At 44.2% G+C, this 15874-nt stretch carries 14 protein-coding genes and 2 pseudogenes; 5 read left to right on the top strand and 11 right to left on the bottom strand.

The features are described from left to right. The coding region (locus Q0E49_RS06500; protein WP_295747236.1) for an alpha/beta hydrolase at positions 1-597 on the bottom strand (597 nt) is incomplete at its 3' end. 136 nt (positions 598-733) lie between these two features. On the opposite strand from Q0E49_RS06500, the gene Q0E49_RS06495 reads away from it, so the two are divergent. Continuing rightward, the gene (locus Q0E49_RS06495) at positions 734-1063 is read left to right on the top strand and encodes a DUF454 family protein (protein WP_295747234.1); all 330 of its coding nucleotides are present in this window, start codon (positions 734-736) and stop codon (positions 1061-1063) included. Between the two features lie 48 nt (positions 1064-1111). Here Q0E49_RS06495 and Q0E49_RS06490 read toward each other — a convergent pair whose 3' ends face one another. The 10 genes and pseudogenes from Q0E49_RS06490 to Q0E49_RS06445 form a co-directional block, all read right to left on the bottom strand. Next, entirely contained in the window at positions 1112-3343 is a 2232-nt protein-coding gene (locus Q0E49_RS06490) for an ATP-binding protein (protein ID WP_295747238.1), read from the bottom strand. Positions 3344-3720: 377 nt separating this feature from the next. Further along, a pseudogene (locus Q0E49_RS06485) lies at positions 3721-4374 on the bottom strand (histidine phosphatase family protein). Positions 4375-4395: 21 nt separating this feature from the next. Further along, positions 4396-5292 carry a class II fructose-bisphosphate aldolase gene (locus tag Q0E49_RS06480; protein ID WP_295747232.1) on the bottom strand — a complete coding sequence of 299 codons (897 nt, stop codon included), beginning with the start codon at positions 5290-5292 and terminating at the stop codon, positions 4396-4398. Positions 5293-5343: 51 nt separating this feature from the next. Further along, positions 5344-6120, bottom strand: coding sequence for a triose-phosphate isomerase (tpiA, locus tag Q0E49_RS06475; RefSeq protein ID WP_295747230.1), 777 nt, complete (start codon positions 6118-6120; stop codon positions 5344-5346). A gap of 599 nt (positions 6121-6719) precedes the next feature. Then, on the bottom strand, positions 6720-8597 hold the full coding sequence (locus Q0E49_RS06470) for an AAA family ATPase (RefSeq protein WP_295747228.1): 1878 nt from the start codon (positions 8595-8597) through the stop codon (positions 6720-6722). Between the two features lie 12 nt (positions 8598-8609). Continuing rightward, positions 8610-9923 carry a hypothetical protein gene (locus tag Q0E49_RS06465; RefSeq protein ID WP_295747226.1) on the bottom strand — a complete coding sequence of 438 codons (1314 nt, stop codon included), beginning with the start codon at positions 9921-9923 and terminating at the stop codon, positions 8610-8612. 4 nt (positions 9924-9927) lie between these two features. Next, positions 9928-11151: a hypothetical protein gene (locus Q0E49_RS06460; protein WP_295747224.1), complete on the bottom strand. Its 1224-nt coding sequence runs from the start codon at positions 11149-11151 to the stop codon at positions 9928-9930. A 192-nt stretch (positions 11152-11343) separates the two neighbouring features. After that, positions 11344-11514 carry a hypothetical protein gene (locus tag Q0E49_RS06455; RefSeq protein WP_295747222.1) on the bottom strand — a complete coding sequence of 57 codons (171 nt, stop codon included), beginning with the start codon at positions 11512-11514 and terminating at the stop codon, positions 11344-11346. A gap of 12 nt (positions 11515-11526) precedes the next feature. Next, positions 11527-12147 (bottom strand): hypothetical protein, encoded by a 621-nt coding sequence (locus Q0E49_RS06450; protein WP_295747220.1) that lies wholly within the window; start codon positions 12145-12147, stop codon positions 11527-11529. Between the two features lie 37 nt (positions 12148-12184). Further along, complete coding sequence (locus Q0E49_RS06445) at positions 12185-13315, bottom strand: phospholipase D family protein (RefSeq protein WP_295747218.1); 1131 nt, start codon at positions 13313-13315, stop codon at positions 12185-12187. Positions 13316-13687: 372 nt separating this feature from the next. Between Q0E49_RS06445 and Q0E49_RS06440 the strand changes: the two are divergent. The 4 genes and pseudogenes from Q0E49_RS06440 (at position 13688) to Q0E49_RS06425 (ending at position 15665) form a co-directional block, all read left to right on the top strand. Beyond that, positions 13688-14592: pseudogene (locus Q0E49_RS06440) on the top strand (IS30 family transposase). Positions 14593-14816: 224 nt separating this feature from the next. Continuing rightward, entirely contained in the window at positions 14817-14945 is a 129-nt protein-coding gene (locus Q0E49_RS06435; protein WP_295747216.1) for a LysR family transcriptional regulator, read from the top strand. 18 nt (positions 14946-14963) lie between these two features. Continuing rightward, positions 14964-15383, top strand: a complete 420-nt coding sequence (locus Q0E49_RS06430) for a hypothetical protein (RefSeq protein WP_295747214.1) — start codon at positions 14964-14966, stop codon at positions 15381-15383. A 135-nt stretch (positions 15384-15518) separates the two neighbouring features. Further along, positions 15519-15665, top strand: a complete 147-nt coding sequence (locus Q0E49_RS06425; RefSeq protein ID WP_295747212.1) for a hypothetical protein — start codon at positions 15519-15521, stop codon at positions 15663-15665. The last annotated feature ends 209 nt before the right edge of the window (positions 15666-15874 follow it).

Genomic DNA, 15874 nt, shown 5'->3' with positions numbered 1-15874 from the left:
GTTACGGTCAGTACTCTTGTGTAAGAGATGCAAGCCAAACCGCGTTTTGGTGCCAAAACTTTCGTCAAGCGGCACGCCAAGTAAAATAACCCGCTGATACTTGATCTCTTGTTGAAGGCGTGAGGAACGGAGGACGGCGTTAGCCCACTCGCTCCCGCCATAAGAATGGGCAATCACGTTCAGCTCATTAACATGGTATCGTTTGTGCAGCATGGTTAAGACAGCCGTTAACTGCTTTGTCTGGGGATTATAGGTTGGGGTATAATTCCACACATATAATAGCTGAATGAGCTGGTTAGGGCAATTAGTGGCCAAGTGACCCCGCACAAAGCATTTGCCGTTGGGGAACACCCAGATAGTCATGACTTTTTGGGCAATTTTTTGTCGTTGGTAGGTCATAATCAGACGGTGATAACTGGGGGTGCCACCGCCCCATCCCGGAATTAATAGCGTGGGAACATTGGATGTTCGAACACCAGCCGCGAACTGATCAACCTTTTTCGCTGGGCTGCCACTAATCATGGCTAACTGCCCACATAACAACAAACCAACAATGACAGCGATCACTCGTATTGCGTACTTTCCCACTTTTTTCATTCTTCTGGCCTCTTTTATTCTTGCTTTCATTATATCGCGACAACGAGATAATTAGCCAGCTGGTTAGGCTAATAGTTGTCTTCCCCTGATACTTGCTGATATAATAGTGATAATTGAGCGAAAGGTGGTGAAGAAAATGGTACTCTTTCATAAAGTCTTCTGGCTAATCTTAGCGCTGTTGTTGTTTATTTGCGGTATCATTGGTTTATTGTTACCAATCATCCCGCAAGTACCATTTTTCTTTGGCGCAGCCTGGTCACTAACGAAGGCCTCCTCACGTTTTGAAAACTGGCTGCATCGCCAACGTTGGTACCAGCAAACAGTTGAACAACTACTGGTCTGGAAGCGCCGGTGGGCTAAACGAACTGACAATTTCCTTCGCCAACGTCAAATTAATTGGCAGTGGTTAACACGTCAGTGGCAAGTCGAACCAGTTCGCATCGACAAAGACGACCACAATCATTAAAGATTAATAACAAAAGCAGAGCGATCAACCTACATCGCTCTGCTTTTTCTATCCAAACAGCCGGGCAAAGAAGCCACGGTGCTTTTTTGGCTTGCCGTCATTGCCTTGTTGATGGTCGTCACTTGACGATTGTTCGGCGCTAACAGCATAAGGGTTTTCTTCACCAATCCAGCGGAAAAACGCGGGTGCTTTAATTTCCGCAAATTTACCTGTTTTCCCGGTAACACCATCCACACAGATTTCAACTGGCAAGGCATTTCGGTACTCTTCCATACTGTTCTCGCCACCAAACCCATTGAAACTACTTAGTTTGGCCATGTCAAACAGTAAGCTCTGCTTTTCTTTGCGATAGACAAAATCATCAGGCTGGGTAATGTACAGTTTAGCCCACTTACTCCGCGCCGTCTCCCGAAAGTCATCACAAATTGCATCAGCAAAGTAATCGGGCAAATCCAGTCCTGCTTCGCGGTAGTAATCCTTAAAAATTAACCGACTGTTTGCTAAGAAGTCGAGCCGTCCAGTCGCTTCATTAAAAATCCGCCAAGCGGTCTGGTCATCTTCTAGCAAGTTTGCCATCCGAACCACAAAGTCCTGGAACAAGGCATTATTAAGCGTCTTTCTGACATTAAAGATATACTTATTAGCCTCCCCTTTCTTACTATCGTCAATAATCTTATCGATCTGCAGATAGTAAGTCCGTCGGGCTGTTTCCCGAACCATCGTAAAACCAGAGTTGTAGTTAGTCGTTCCAATGAGTGGCGCGATCGCTCGTGGGTGATTAACCACTTCATTCATGGTATCAACGACCAGGTGACGGCTATACTGTGGCTGTTGGAAGAAGTAGGGCTCAATTTCATCAACTAAAACTGGGTAACAACTGCCCTGTTTCATGTAATTTTCTAGGGCTTGAACCGTTTTGGCCTTCCGTTGTGCAACGTTTGACGAATAAATCGTCCCAAAGTCGATCAATGACTTGTCCGTATTCCAAGTCAACTGGTTGATCATCCGCAGTAAGGTGGACTTCCCGGAACCCGCAGTTGCTCCTAAAATCAGGAAGTTGGGCACATCGTTACCGTCTTCAGCATTCAAACTCGTTTTTTGACGGATCTCCCATAAGAAAGGAGCGGTAAAGCTATACAAGATCGCCTCAAAGAAACGTTTGCCATAGTCAGGAGTATAGTCAACAACGAATTGCTGGTATCCTTTCATGATATTGTCAATTGCTTGCAATCCCTCTTTAATGGTGGATTGACTAGCCTTCTTTCCAAACGGCAACGGGAAGTTACCCGTCTGGCTAGGAGTAAATAAGCCAGTAGTGTGCCGGGCCAGGTTCCGTTCCATTGGGCGATCATAGAGATAAGTCGTATATTTTTTCTCAACCGCCTGCTCTTCCGGCGTTAACGGTGATTGCATTGCCTGGTGCACATTATTCATAATTTGCTGCTTGGCCTTAATCTTCGGGTGGGCCGCCCGTGGCGAAACCGACTCCTTCTGCAAGGTTAGAAGAACATCATCCTGTTGAATTTGCCGACGCATCTGTTCCTTATCAGCAGTCCGATTTATTGTCGCGTCCCGCATAAAACGCGGGTAATTGGCGCTAACAATGTGACGCTCGATTTGTTGTGGGATATCAGTTGTCAAAACGCTAGTCAGCGTATCTTCAGCAATTGCGTCAGCCGAATCATTATCGAGGATGACAACGTTACTCCCTTCCCCTTTTTTGTGGCTTTCACTCAACTGGTGAGAAGCTGCCCGCAGGAGGCTTTCAGAAAAGTACGGCACAACCACTGGCCGAATATCCGTTTTAAAGTGGACCATCATGCTGTCAAACAATGGACTGTCATCAAAAACCAGCACTTCTTCAAAACGGTTTTGGGCATCCGTAAAGGCCTGCTTAGTTAAGTTAGCTGAAGTAATGATGACCCGCTGCTGATGGCTCTCTTGGTTACTTAGCAAGTAGAAACGCGAATGAATAACCTGCGTTGGCGCCATTTCAATCGATAAGATATTTCCCAGTGCAGCCAGTTGCAATTGACCACTAAGTTCCTGAAAAAGACGCGTCGGCTTCTTGTCACCAATTGTCCGCATCGCTTCCACCAGGGCCACCTTGGTCGATAATTCAGCGGCACTGTAATTTTCAGCGAGCTGTTGAGAACCCATCACCAGTTCGATTTTGACAAAATCAGCTAGGTAACGGTTAATAAAATCGGCAGAGAGGTCGCCGCAGACCCCCACCAGTTGACTGTATTTTTCGCTATCAAACAATTCAGTAATCGACATCCGGGTGCTTTGCTGATTATGAATGACGTTAATTCGCCTGATAGTATCGCCAACTTGTTTTGCTTTTTGACGACGTTGTTCTTTCTTTGACCGTTTTTTCTGGTCTGCCATCTTATTGAACCCTCCAGCTAGATATACATATACTTATTATACCACTTTGTTAATAGTGACAAGGGAGCGTCACAAACCGTGAAACAGACATCGTCACGATTGGGTTGCTGAACGCCTAACGCGGATCGTCGTCACGACTCAGACCGAGGCGATCTGCCGCCCCAACAAACAAAGGCCCCTAGCATTCGGCTAATGGGCCTTTGTTGTGCCGCCTGTTAACTTTTAGTATAGCTAAAGGGGTTGATGTCACAGCCCCTTTTCATTCTTTATAACTGTTTGGTATTGTAGTCGGCAATCCGCGGTATTCCCGCATCAATAACCAGTTTCATCATTGCTCCATTATCAAGGTTGGGGTAGGTATGATGGCCGTCGATGCGGCTTGCCAAGTACTGAATAATGGATCCGTGGGTTGCCACCACCACTGTTTTTTGCTCGCCTAACTGTTCTAAAAATTGAAGAATCGCAGCGACTCGCTTATTTAATTCCTGGCTTCCCTCCGCTAAATGCGCGGGATCTGCTTGCTTCAGCAGGTCGTGTGATTTTTCCACACCAAACTCCGCTACCAGTTGGCCAATTCGCCGGAAGCGTTTGTGTCCAAGGTGGCTTGCCCAGATCGCACCCTCCTCGTTACTATGTCCCTCAAAAGAACCGTAGAAGACCTCACGAAACAGTTGGTTGACAACGGGTCCTTTATTTGGTGTATGACGGTTTTGTGCCATCATAATTTTGGCGGTATCGATGGCACGTTTCATATCACTGGCAAAAAGATGGTCAACTTTTAACTCTGATAGTATCCGACCAATCTTTGCCGCATCCTCCTCACCCTGTTAAGTTAACGGGGTATCTGACCAGCCCTGCAGTCGCGCAAAACAGTTGAAATATGTTTGCCCATGGCGAATCAAATAAATGGTACTAGCCATTTCTTATCCTTTCCGCTTCTCTTAGCTAATAGCAACTTTTGCTGACACAATGTCATCGATTGATGGCGTCTTCAGCCACGAGATCATTTCCTTCATCGACGAAGTAATCGCTTCTGTCCCTGGCAGCAACAGCTTGCGAGGGTCATAACCTTTATGGGCTTTATCCAAGTCACGTCCTTCTTCGATATAGCGACGGGTAGCTTGCTGGAAAGCAAGCTGAAATTCAGTATTGATGTTGACCTTGCTAATTCCCAGGGCAATTGCTTTTTCCACCTGATTACGAGGGATCCCCGATCCACCATGCAGAACCAGGGGGATGCTGATAGCATGTGCAATCTGCTCTAACCGCTTAAAATTTAGTCCCTTCCAGTCCGCAGGATAAATTCCGTGAATGTTCCCGATTCCGCAAGCTAATTTGTCTACACCAAGTTGAGCAAAGCGAATGGCATCCTCAACAGAGGCAAGTTCGCCACTAGTGGCATCACGATTTTCACCAATCTTGCCGATTTCTGCTTCAACGGAAATATTTCGGGCATGAGCTAATTGGACAATTTCTCTTGTCTTCTGATAATTCTCTTCAGTCGGCAACTTATGACCATCAAACATAACTGACGGGTAGCCCAACTTAATACACTCCAAAGCTGCTTCGTAGTCACCGTGGTCCAAGTGGAGAATGACCGGAACATTAACTCCCAACGCGTCAATCTGGTCTTCAACCATATCCTTAACAAACTGATAGCCACCCATGTACCGCGACGCACCCATCGAAACTTGAACTAATACTGGTGTTTGAGTTTCCTGGGCCCCCTTCAGAATTGCGCGAGTCCATTCCAGGTTGTTAATGTTGTAGGCCCCGATCGCGTAGTGATTTGCCCGAGCATCTGCAAAAAGATCATTACCATTTACTAACTTAGCCATTATTTGTTCCTCCATCACTTTCACTTAACGACATAACGCTTATTAAGCTCGCTACATTACACGTGCTAGCACGGTTCGCTGATAGTTCATCATCCGAATAAAATTGTCAGCATCCAGGCTTGCGCGGCCAATCAAGACACCATCAATATCCGGTGCCGCCATTAACAACCGAATATTATCCGGGTTAACGCTGCCGCCATAAAGAATGCGAACATTCTCGGCAATCTGTCTTCCATATCGCTGACTGATTTCTCGTCTGAGAAGACGACAGCCGTGTTTAGCTGTGTCCAAGTCAGCGTGCTTGCCAGCCCCAATAGCCTCCGTTGGTTCAAAAGAAAAGACGATATTTGCTACTTGCTCAACGGGTACCCCTGTCAAAACGTTATCCAACTGGCTAAAAATACTATAACAATGATTGTGCCGGCCAATTAGTTTCCGTTTGCCATTTGTACAAACAATTGGCTTTACTCCTTCCCGGAGGGCCGTCAGAATTTTCTGGTTGATGGTTTGGTTCGACTCTTTAAAGATTTCCCGACGTTCGGCATGCCCCAACATAACGTAATTGACACCTAGTGCCGCCAGATCACGAACACTAATTTCGCCGGTATACGCACCATTACACTTACTGGCAGCGTTTTGTCCAATAATTTGCAACGGCGTCTGACGAACCACCTTCATCATTGGGTAAATAGCAAAAGCTTGTGGGGCAATGGCGACTTCTTCTTTATCGTCAGCGGGCAGTTCGCTAAGAACGTCGTTGAGAAAAGCTAACGCTTCATCCACGTTCTTGTTCATTTTCCAATTCGCAACTATTAACGGTTTCCGCATTTTTAAAATTCACCTCAGTGGACTCCTTAAACGTCCTTGCCAATCGGTCTACTCTATAATTCATAAATGAATTCGTTTAGAATAACCATTATTCCCGTATTGTTATTCCTTGATATTCATAGATATTAAGTGTTAACGCTGGCTGAGTAACCAATGTTTTATCATTTAATTAAGCCAGCAACCGTAGTATAAGGGTTGTTGTTTAATAAGTCAAAGCGATTTCTTACAATTAGCAGGGTTGATACCAAATGGGTATGTATAAATATACCTAAGCATTTAAATGGGTGTTTATTTATTTTTAAGTAAAAACTTAGTATTGGTATAGTTAATTATTTTATCAATAAGTAATGGCTTACCCCCACCATGGCGATCGACAACGGTCGTCAACCTAGACCAATTGTTAATATCGCTATTGATAATCGTTTTCGAGTATTCAGCAAATATAAATTAGACCATTTGGTAAATTTCTCCTTAAACCAGCTTAATTATGCTATTATTTAACATAATACCTATCTTGATAGTGAATCAAACAACATGACAGATTGTTGGTAAAATAAAAAATCAGCGTTGGTAAACCAATTACCAAGACTGATTTTTAATTATTTTAATTCATCACCATTTAACAATGGTAACGTTGAACTATTACCAAATAAGGTATCCCGTTTCAAATTCTCCGAAGCCATTCCCTGGGAGAGCGAACTACTTTCTTGCTGACCATTAACACCATTGTTTCCCTGGCTGCCAAAGGCTCGTTGGATATCATCCGCCCAGACCTCATCTAGCGGGTGGTCCGTATTTTGCCCGGTAGCCACCGCTATTTGACGGAGTAACTGGTCATTACGGTTCCTAATCCAACGACCGTTACTGTGATCGTTACTGCTTTGATATTGTTCACTTACCAACTGGTCGTAGAGCTTCTCTGTTCGCGGGGAATCGAAGTGCATTTGCTGTTGTTGTAACTGTAAACGCCCAATAGCCACAATTTCATCAGCGCTATAGTCCTCAAATGTGAAAACATTGGGAACTCGTGAAGCCATTCCTGGATTCTGTTGCAAAAGTTTTTTCATATCTGCAGTATAGCCGGCAAAAATGATCATTAACTCTTCACGATGGTCTTCCATGTACTTCATAATTGTATCGAGTGCTTCACGGCCAAAGGTATCATCACTACCGTGTACCAGGTCGTATGCTTCATCAATAAATAACATCCCCCCGGTAGCCTCTTCAAGGACCTTGTGGGTCTGCTTGGCAGTCTGCCCGACGTAACCCGCTACGAGTTGAGTCCGATCCACTTCGACATACTTGGCAGTCGGTAAAATCCCTTCTTCAAACATAATCTTGCCAACGAGACGAGCAACCGTCGTCTTACCGGTTCCCGGATTGCCTTCAAACAACGAATGAAAGGAGCTCGCTACGGTTTTCATTCCCCGCTCTTTCCGTCGCTTATTCATTAAGGCCATTTGAATGAAGGTATTAACTTGTTCTTTGACCCGGGATAAACCAATCAGCTGCTTAAGTTTTTTCAATGCCGCGTGATCATCATGTGGGGATGACGTTGACTGGGATGATGACGAACCTGACCTTTCCGTTGTGTAATTGTCCTCTTGCGCCTCTTGACCTGTCACTGAACAATTTTGCACTGAGACCTGACTATCTAACGCCTCGATCCAGGGACGATAAGTCAGTTTTGTTTTCACCACTGAACCAAACAATTGTGAATGGTGAGCTACCACTGGAACAAGCTTGGCAGGTAAGTCTGAGGGGAATTGCAGCTGATCTGCCAACAGCCGTGAATTTTGCAAGTAAAAAAGACACTGCTTATCAGAAAACTCCCCTTGCTGGTCATTTCCTTCAGGATAACGAAGGTAATTACCATCTTCATGGGTGTATAAGTGAAGATCATGACTGACAATGTTCCATTTACCATTCACGCAAAATTCACCAACTGCGACCTGGTTTAGTACCAGATTACCATAACTAGCTTCAGGCAGGTTTAAGACCATTAGGCGACTGTTCTTAATAACGGCCGAAACATTATCAGTCAACTTAATAACCCCACCAAAATACCGGTAATAGATTTCTGAGGAGTTCAAGAATAATTGAGAATCTGGGGCGCAACCGATAGCAGTTTGCTCTAAGGCCGGAGTTGCTGAATCTAAATCCCTAATAAAGATAACATGATCGACAGTAGCTGTTGCCCCCTTTAAAACACTCAGATTAATTTGCTGGTTATTAACCATCGTTAAGTTTTTAAGGCTGAGGGAGTCTTCCGTCCCCAACTCGCCAATGAGATAGACAGCTGCGTCTTTATTATCATTGTCTATTCCTTTAATACTGCCACTAAAAGTATAAATGGCCTTTGCCGAATCGGGATGGGGTACTTTATAAAAACCAGGAGCCAAGTTAATCTCTCCACTCCCCTGAGCAAAAGCGTCTTCGAAATCTTGCTGGTTAGTGATGACGTTCTTCTCTACCATCCATCATGCCTCCTACATTCCATGCTGTAATCGTAGCTGCCAACCAAGGTTTTCCCTGCTATTCGGATTAAAATACCGTTTCTTTTGAATCCACACTGGACCATCATTAGGGGTAATCGCTAAAACATCAATGGGGCCACCAACAGTTGCAAAGTGGTCCCCGTTGTACTGCCGTTCGAAACTTGTGACCTTGATCATCGTTTCGGCAATATCTGCTAGTTCAGGAATGTTTAACATGGAAATTTCTGATTCGAACGGTGCCCCGTAGGTGTTATAAAAGTGTTCTGTCAGTTGCTGATCAGTTTGCTTCTTCACGTCTACTGGCAGGTCCGTCTTATTCATGACCGTATCCGTCAGCAACCCATAAATATCATCACTGATGCCAAAACGGAGTGTATTCGCCACGTCAGTTTGGGCAAATGGCAGAAAAAGATTCCTAATTGGCGACCCTACCTGGTTGAGCTGGCCGATCTGGTCAATTTGTTCACGTTTAAACACAGGATGAACGCCAACATTACCATACAAATGAAGTTGTTCAACTACTGGCCAGTCATCATCTTGCCCATAGCCAGCAATCACAATCCCAGATTCGCCGTTGCCTTTCCACTGTCCTGTACTGAGACCGGCAAAAATTATCATATAAATAGCATGCAGCCACAGCTCACACACCTGTTTATCAAAGAGATCGTGATAGTTGTTATCACCATTCAATTTCAAGCCAACCTGTTGAGCCTGCTCTTTCATCATTTTGACAACCAACCCTTCCCGGGCGGGATGAGAGGGGTCAACTGCCAATAGCAACTGCTGATAATCAGTCACAAACTGTTGCTCAGAATACTCACTAGTAGCCAGTTGGTAATTAGCCGCCTTTGCGTAGCTCTTGGCAGAATTCGTTAAACTCTGTTTAACAAATAAGGCGACCTCATCACTATTACGGTCTTGATACTGGAAATCTTGACAAAGCGTATAGGTTAATGATGAGACCACCCGGTTCACTGTTGAGCGTTGGTCAGTAACTGGTAAGTTCACTAACGGCTCACTAGCCAAGTAATGGAGAAAAGATGTTTGATAGTCGCTAAGGTGAGACAAACGTTGGCTACCAACTTGTTGTCGGTAGTGTTGAAACAACACGCTCCAGGGAGTTCCTTCAAACGAAGCGTTACCATACATCATCAGGCCAACATAGTGTTGCCAATCCAGAGTATATAATTTTTGGGCGGAATCATAGATTGCTTGTACCTGACCAGTATAATCAGTCTCGCTAACAGCACTATCGGCTGCGAGCACAATTCCTGCTTGGTTACCAATTCCGATTTCTGCAGTCATCGCTTCACTCCTCCCGCTTTTTGGATGCGCCCTGTCGATAAACCCACACTGGACCATCTTGAAAAGTAATCGTCACCGTTTCAATATCGCCACCCACGCCGGCGTTACGGAATGAGTAACGTGAGACAAAACTATTTGCCTCTACCATTGTTCTTGACATTTGTGCTAATTCAGCTGGACTAAGATTAACAATCGTTTGTCGAATGCCAGCAGTGTGGTTGTCCATTGCCTGGCGGACAGTGTTTAGTACCCGTTGTTGGTCAGCTAACTGCATTCCATTGTCAGCAATAATCCGTTCAATTTGTTGAAATGATACCTCAGCCATCCCTTGTTGTAGCAACTCGGCACCGACTGATTGACGAGTATAGGTTGAAACGGCTTTAATCAACTGGTTATGATCCTGATTAATTTGGTCAACCGGACCGTTTTTGGCCAATAATTCTCCTAAAAAACCATAAAGGTTAATAAACTGGCAGCTGCCAAAGGCTTCACGTCCACCGAATCCGACAAGGTAAATAGAAGCATAATTTTGCCGAATATCAGTTGTTAAAACGTTGCGAATAGCCTCAAATAGGCGTGGATAAATGCTTGAAAAGACACTTCTTTGGCCCTGGGCAGACTCCTGGCTGGGCATCAGCAACTGCTTGGCAAAGATTCCACCATTAGTGTTTTTGCCGTAACTAGCAGACTCTTTCACCCAGTTATTAATAATAGTCGCAATGGGCCCCTGGTACTGTTCAATAAAGTGCTGGCGATCCAATTCTGAAATCTGCCGGTTCTGCTGGCCCAGTTGCCAGCGCTGACAAACCTTCTCAACCGCCTGGTTAATGACTACTTCAAATGGCTGCTCCTCACGATTAGCCCGCTGTAACTGCATAAAATAGTTAAACAAGTTGCCCAGTATCAACCGAACATTATCACGTAAATACCAGTCTTCTCCCAACCCACTCTGTTTGCTATTAAGAAATTCAACGAAGGAAGTCGAATAGTCAACTAACTGGTCCAGTGGTTGTGTCCCTAAGGAATTAGCAAATTGCTGAATAAGCAATTCTACGGGGATGTTCATAAACTTATCCATTCCCGTCGAAACGGCCACGACTTTGTGTTGACCGCCTAACGGGAATAGCCGGTTGATCCCCCGATATTCTTCACCATTAGCACTTGCTTCCATTGTGTCCATCGAAACAGCGATTCCCCGCTGGTTTGCCAAAATAAAGCCGGATGCCATAATCGCTTCCCCCTTTTGATCCTTAATTAGTGTACTACAGCTACTAATTAAAACAATCCGTTAGCGTTTAAACCAGCCGAAAATCCCTCGGTGAAGGTGGCGTTCGGCGGTTGCTGCCGTCAGTTTGGTAATCGCCTCTGTTAACTTAGCCTGGTTGTCCAATTCCTGTTCCTGACGGGCATCCTGACTGGTCTAGTAACGCTGAAGAAGCGTATCACTATTCAACCACTTGTCAAAGTTCGTCACGTTAACAATAAAGCCGGTGCTGGTGTACTGATAACTAATATGATATTTCCGTGGTAAGTAGTGGAAATATCGGTTCATCATCATTGAACCGTTGTTACGGCTCGTCCGGTCTGACACCTTATTGAAGAGCTACTTGTTGACTTGGGCCATCAATTGACCATCTTGTTTGACAAATGTAATGTCGGTGCCAATGGTTGCCTGGTTGACCAACATTGTCCAGTCATTTCTGCCCATAAAAATTGAATAGTCATAGTTATCCTGAAAGTACGGTGCCACTTGGTCAAACATTCCAAACTGATCCAGTGCGTTTTTCAGCACACTTTTAATGGGGAAGAGAAAATCCTTTTCTACCTGCTGCTCGTCTTCCACAGAAAAATTGGCAAAAAACTTGGCTAACTCCACCTGACAGAAGCAGTAAAGCTGGTCATCAGCTCGGTTCAACAAGTCGTTGAGCGTGGCTTCACGTTCGGCTGTTGACCCGGCGAAGGTGGATTCAAAGCTCAGGTACCAAAGTCGCCTGGTAATCTCTGGTTTGATGGAAAACTGCGACTTCGTATCGCCCTCTTGACGGTTCATCGTGAAGATAAAAGAAGGCAACGGGTGAGTCAGGCTGCGGTTGTTGGTGATGTCCTTGATGAAACGTTCAAAGTATGGCCTGGTGGTCAGGTCAGGACTGACATCGTCAATCATCATTGGGCTGACTGGACCCTGACTATACATATAATCCTTGAGGACCTTGGTGATCGTCATGTTGATGTTAGCGTTGGCAAACTGATAATTCCTTTTGTCAAAGACCCCACCTGCCCGTCAGCTGAGCTGCTAAACGCTTACCAAGCGTCGATTTGCCCGTTCGTCCCTGGCCGATGAGAGCGACGCCTAACGGAACGTCTTCACGCGACTTACTACTCTTGGATAATTCGTACATTTTACGGACCTTCCACAACCATGGCGTTTCAAAAAGGAAGCACATGAAATCGCACGCCTGCCAGCCCTCGCTAACTTCTTTATATGTATCGTATTCATGGGCAATGTCACAGAAAAGCTGCAACTGCCGTTTTAAATCCTCACCAGCTAAGTTGGACTGAATCGGCTGGGCATTCAGGTGATACTTAATTCGAGGTGATGAAAAAAACCGATCATCGCGGTAGAACAGCACTGGTTTGGGAAATAAGTCCTCCTCTTTTTGAATCTTTTCCTGGTTAACCTTGGGGTGGTCAGCATGCTGAATCAGTTGGGTTAGACTATAAAGTTCTTGGCCAATTCCCGCTAGTTTACGCCGCTTATGACTCCCGTTACCAAAAATCTTGACTGTTTGAGCGACGCTAACTTTATCGCTAGCTGACAATGATTTCAGTGCCTGGTCACTAGCATATTTTTCTCGAAATGCCTTTACCTCCGCTGGGGTAATAACAATTTTATCTTTTTGCGGATCATTAACATTACTAATCATCTCTGTCGAATCATGAAAAACGTTTACCTGTAACTGCTCAGTATTTTTGGCTTTCATAAAGCCAGCCATCTTCTTCGCATCCAGGTATTCGGCTGCGTTTTTTAAATTATCCGCAAATAGTTGCTGATAGCAATCATAAAGACGGTCAGTTTGAAAACCATAGTCGCAGATCAGCTGTTCCAAATTATGGTGTAGGGCCGCCTCTGTGAGGTTCATCGACCCAGTATAAGCTAAGTAAGTTTTCGCGCCAGTTAACAGGTATAATTTAGTATGGATCAGGTTCTTTTTGGTAAAAAAGAATTGCAAACTACCATCTAAAATTCGCTTCGTAAAAGTACTCGTCGGATTCTGGTAACCGTAATTGACAAAAGCGTTACGCTCTCTTAACTGGTTAAGGCGTCTGCCAAAGGAATCTTTGCCGTTGTCGCTCAACCCGAGAATGAGTGTCACCCGTGAATAGCGCGGCAATAAGTATTTCTCAATAAAACTGATAGATGAAATAAACGAAACGCCGCGAAATTCGGTCGCGGCTTTTAGTCGTGCTGCAGTATATTCCCAGAAGTCGGTATTTTGGTGCAGTTGCTGTTGGGAGTGGTCTGGTGTTCCTCCTTAATTCCCCTATATTTTAATAAAAATAATTAGCAATTGCATTGTTTTCCGTTACCCGTCATCGCCAAACAAAACATACTAACCTGTAGATGAATTGTAATTCGACGGAACTACAATTCATCTTTTTCATTTGGCAGATTGTAAAATTTAAGTTGAACATTTGAGTGGACAGAAAAACCCATAAAGGTCTTTAATGGTGTCGCCAAACTAAACCACGAAAGAAGGACCTTTATGGGCACCACTATCCTATCATTTCACGATCGAGTTGTCATTGAAACTCTACACCATGAGAATCGTTCTCTACGCTACATTGCTAGCTATCTCGGATTTAGTACGACCACAATCTTCAATGAGATTCATCGCTTGAAGACTGACTACCAGGCGCAACTGGCACAGGAGGATTATCAGCGTAAAGTCGCTCAACGAGGACGCAAAGTCTCGCTAACCAGCAAATTAAAATTTTTTATCGAAGAACGGATTAAGGTTCAAAAGTGGTCAGCGGAACAGGTTGCTCATGTAGTCGGAATTGCCCACAAGTCAATCTATAACTGGATTGATCAAGGACTGCTTGATATCCAATTAACTGACTTGCCGGACCAAGGGGTCCGGCGGAAACGAGCTAAAGAAACTCGTGGCACCTTTAGTCATGGGCGTCCGATTGAAGAACGGCCATCAGAGGTGAATAATCGGAGGACTTTCGGCCATTTTGAGGCGGATACAGTACTTTCTGGTAAGCGCAAAGGACAAGTCGTCGCTACGTTCGTTGAACGGCAAAGTCGCTTCACGGTTGTTAAACGTCTTACCGGACAAGATAGCCAATCAATGAAGCTGGCCATTCTTGAGTTAGCTAAGCAACTCCAAGGAAAGCTAAAAACGTTAACTGTTGACCATGGCAAGAAATTCGCAGAATACCAGACGATTGAAGATACAACTGATGTCACTGTTTACTTCGCCCATGCATATTCTTCGCACGAACGAGGCACAATAAGAATCGCAATCGTGTTATATGCTGATTTATTCCTAAGGGTAAACGGATAGAGGAAATTAGTGGTGATGAGCTAGTCCAAATCAATTGGTATCTCAATTTGCGACCACTTAAATGTCTCAATTGGCGAGTACCGATTGAGGTCTTTTGACGTAACTTTCGTTGCTAAAATTTGTTCGAGTTATTATTGCAATCTGCCTATTGCATAATTAATTTCTCCTCTCGTTGTCAAACTCTTTTATGTCATCTCTTAACGATTCCTAGTATAGGTTGAAGATAGAGGAAAGAAAATTACCACTTTGGTACGCTGCTATACAGTTAGGGAATAGTAGAAAAGGAAGTGGCTTGATGCTTGACTTAGAACTATTAGAATAATTGGTTGCCTTTCAGAAATACGGTACATTAAGTGTTGCAGCTGAGCACCTAATGATCACCCAGCCGACAGTGAACCGAAAGATGAAGAAACTTGAACGGAAACTAGGGGTAACCCTTTTTAATCGGTAAGTCAGTAATCATATTATTTTGAACGATACCGGCGCCTTAGCAGCGCAAGAAGCGGTTATGCTGCCAAAAGTAGCTGACAACCTTACTGAAACAGTTCTCAACTATGACCACCTTAAGCACGAAGTTACCATTGCTTCAGTGCTTACTGATCCCTTAATGTTTACGGAAGAACTTATCGATGAGTTACCTGGCAGGATCAGTTTTACCCGCAAATTAATTACCCCCGATAATGTCCTAAATGAATTACGAACGCGTAAAGAAAAGCCCATCTTCACTAATCATGAACTTGAAAACAAGGATGTCGAATCGCTATATCTCGGAATAGAACGTATTATCGTGGGGATTGATAAGTTTCATCCATTGGCGCAAAGAAAACAGCTTTCCTTCACTGACTTAGCTGGCCTTAACTTCTTAGTAGTCCAGGATATTGGGCCATGACGACATGTGGTGGAAAATTCCATTCCGGATGCTAATTTTCTTTACCAGGAAGATCTCAACGCAATGAGTCAAATCAGCCGTTATTCTAGTTTCCCCTTCTTCTTTTCTAATTTTACCCAAGCAAGCAGGGCTTCCATGAAACGCTTTGATAACGATAATCGTCAAGCTGTTAAAATTGCTGATCCACATAACTGGATGGAAATATACGGTACTTATCTCAAGAGCAACCGTGACCAGATCCAACCGCTACTCCAAGGAATCATCAAGGAATGGCCAGACTAAAATTAGGGGCGATCCAATGAATCTAAACTTAAAGGTTTATACGTCCAAAAAGCGGGGAATGTCTGCATTCAATTCAGTGATTATGCTTTTTACGAATTTATTACCATTTATAATAAGCATTTTGCATAGCGATTCAAATATTCTATCATGAAAATAACAAATGAAGGAGGATACAAGCAATGAGCAAACCGTATATTATTGTCCATATG

The sequence above is a fragment of the uncultured Limosilactobacillus sp. genome (assembly GCF_934202235.1).
In the GTDB taxonomy this organism is placed as follows: Bacteria; Bacillota; Bacilli; order Lactobacillales; family Lactobacillaceae; genus Limosilactobacillus.
This window is presented reverse-complemented; position numbering and strand designations above follow the sequence as displayed.